Below are 973 nucleotides of genomic sequence, written 5' to 3'. Positions count from 1 at the left end.
CACCAGGGTGCGGGGATGGTGCAGTCGGGGAAGGCGCAGCCTTGGTCGCGGGCGATGATGGCTTTGCGGATGTGGGGCGGGAACACCCTGGTGGTGCGGCCGATGTCCAGGACGCGGCCCTCGCTGCCGAGCAGGACGGGGATGATGTCGGCGTCGCAGGCGATCTTGCGGATGACCGAGGGGTGGATCGGGCCGTGGAACGTGGACGTACCGCTGCCCGGGCGGGAGCTTGGGCCGCTGGGCGTTTCGCGGTCGACGCGTTCGAGGCGCTCGAGCAGGTCTCGGTAGTCGATGGTCACCATCACCTGGGGCCGGAGGCCGCCGTTGGCGGGCAGTTCCCCGGTGGCCAGGGCCACACTGCAGGCCCCGGTGAGCCCGTCGAGGAGTTTCTGSGCCCGGGAGCGGCGATCCAGGGCGGGGCCGGTGCCGGCGGTGTCGTGCTGCAGGCGCGGGTTGGTGGCGGTGTTCATGACGGTGGTGAGGGTTTCGAATTGTTCCGTGGTGGCGAAGATTTCCAGGTGGTGCAGGCCGCGGCGGGGTTTGCGGATGAACGCTCCTTGGCGGTGGCGSAGTTCTTCCTCGCTGGGTTCGGATCCGTCCTGGTCGATGGCATCGACCCAGCGCTTGGCCATCCGGGACACGAAATCCGGATCGCTCTCCACCGCGGTTTCGGTCAGGGAGTGYTCCATCYGSTGGGCGGTGTCGGCGTCGGCGAGGTGCCGTACCTGGTCCAGGGCCAGGCTGATCACGGTGGCCGAGCGGGAGGGCAGGGCTGCCGAGGACAGGGCCGCGGCGAGGACCCCGTGGCGTGCGGGTAGGTCCTGCCCGGTGATCCCGGTCTGCGGGAGCACGCCGGAGGCCAGCGTGAGCCGGCGCCTGGCCTCGCCGATGCCGATCCGCAGCCTGGCGCGCAGGAATTCGGCCGCGTTCCGGTACCCGTCGTCGACCGGGCCGGCTGCTGCCGCAACGCCGG

1 protein-coding gene is annotated in these 973 nt (G+C 71.0%); it reads right to left on the bottom strand.

The features are described from left to right. The coding region (locus AB4Z38_RS25645) for a DUF222 domain-containing protein (protein ID WP_441432327.1) at window positions 1-973 on the bottom strand (973 nt) is incomplete at both ends.

Origin of the sequence: Arthrobacter sp. 2RAF6, assembly GCF_052115205.1 — a bacterium.
GTDB lineage: Bacteria > Actinomycetota > Actinomycetes > Actinomycetales > Micrococcaceae > Arthrobacter.
Note: the sequence above shows the minus strand (reverse complement) of the source record. Positions and strands in the feature narration are given on the sequence as shown.